This window comes from Kocuria sp. CPCC 205235 (assembly GCF_040980905.1).
GTDB lineage: Bacteria > Actinomycetota > Actinomycetes > Actinomycetales > Micrococcaceae > Kocuria > Kocuria carniphila.
In genome coordinates this window covers 1-1333 of record NZ_JAVKPR010000070.1, presented here as the reverse complement: position 1 = coordinate 1333, position 1333 = coordinate 1, and the positions used below count along the sequence as shown (strand labels likewise).

The window sequence follows — 1333 nt, the reverse complement described above, 5'->3', positions numbered from 1 at the left end:
CGTTTACCCTCGGCCCGTTTTCGATCGTAATAGGCCCGTGAAGCGGGGCTAGCACTCAGCGAGGCGAAGGCGGAGAGGAACAAAGCCCGTTTGAGGACCTTGTTGCCCCGCCGGGAGGGTGATTCCCCGCGGATCGAGGTCCCGGACCTGCGTGTCACGGGTGCGATCCCGGCGTAGGAAGCCAGGTGTCCGGCGTCTTTGAAGTCCTTGCCCACGACTTCGGTGAGCAGCCGTGCTGCTGTCCTGACCCCTACCCCGGGCATTGAGGTCAGGACCTGGGTGAGAGGGTGCGCATCGACCACCGTGAGGATCTCGGTCTCGATCTCCACCCGCTGGGCGCCCAGTTGCGCGAGCTGGTCGGCCAGGCGCCCGATGATCTTCTCCGCCGCCGAGGTGCCCGTGACTATCACGGTTTGTTCGGCCAGGGCGGTGAAGATCTCCTCGGTGAGTTTCTCCGCCAACCGGGGCGCGTGCTTCTTCAGTAGAGCTCGTACATGGCCGCGGCCAGCGGTCTTCAATCGGGCCGGGGAAGAGTGTCGGGCCAAAAGGGCGATCACCCCTGGGTGGGCCAGTCGCGGGCCCAGCACGCGTTCCAGGGCGGGGTGGATCTGAGTGAGGAACCCGCGCAGCCGGTTGCGGACTTGGGTGATCTGGGAGGCGAGGTCATCATCGAACCCACACAACATTGACAGTTCGGCGATGTCTTCCTCGGTCAGGGTAATCCCACGCAGGGTGTGGGCCATGGTGCGGGCGGTGTTGGCGATGATGAACGCATCCCGGGCATCGGTTTTCGCTTGCCCCGGGTGCAGGTCCGCGACTCGGCGCATGGTCAGCCCGGGCAGGTAAGCCACCTCGATGCCCAGATCCTGGGCCACCGCGATCACCAGGGCACCGATGGTCTTGGGTTGATCCACAACCACCAGCACAGGCCCGTGAGTAGCGGCTAGGTCCTGGAGGAGCTCACGGATCTTGGGTTCGGATTGCGGGAGGGATTTATCGTGCACGACAGTGCCCTCAGCGCTCAAACCGGTGGCATGGTGGGCGGTCTTGCCGACGTCGATCCCGAGGTAGAGCTGATGTTCCATGGTGGTCACCTTCTTCATCACGCAGGGGTGGAGGTGAGGTGACCAGGTGGTTCACTCGCCCGCATCCACGTTACAAAGTCCCGCCTGACGGGTCGTGCTTCTATTAGCGGTCCGTGTGAACCAGTACCGACCCCGGTGACTACACCCCCCGGATCATAAGCGACTGGGGGCGGACATCATGCCGGGGCCGGCTGGTTACCTACGCCTTCATCCTCCCGGACACCGGCGTCATGAAAAAGGTAACGGGG

General features: G+C 64.0%; 1 protein-coding gene. It reads right to left on the bottom strand.

All coding sequences use genetic code 11. The annotated features are described in order from the left end of the window. A partial coding sequence (locus RF638_RS15985) for an IS110 family transposase (protein WP_368842457.1) occupies positions 1 to 1103 on the bottom strand: 1103 nt, incomplete at its 3' end. Positions 1104 to 1333 lie beyond the last annotated feature (230 nt).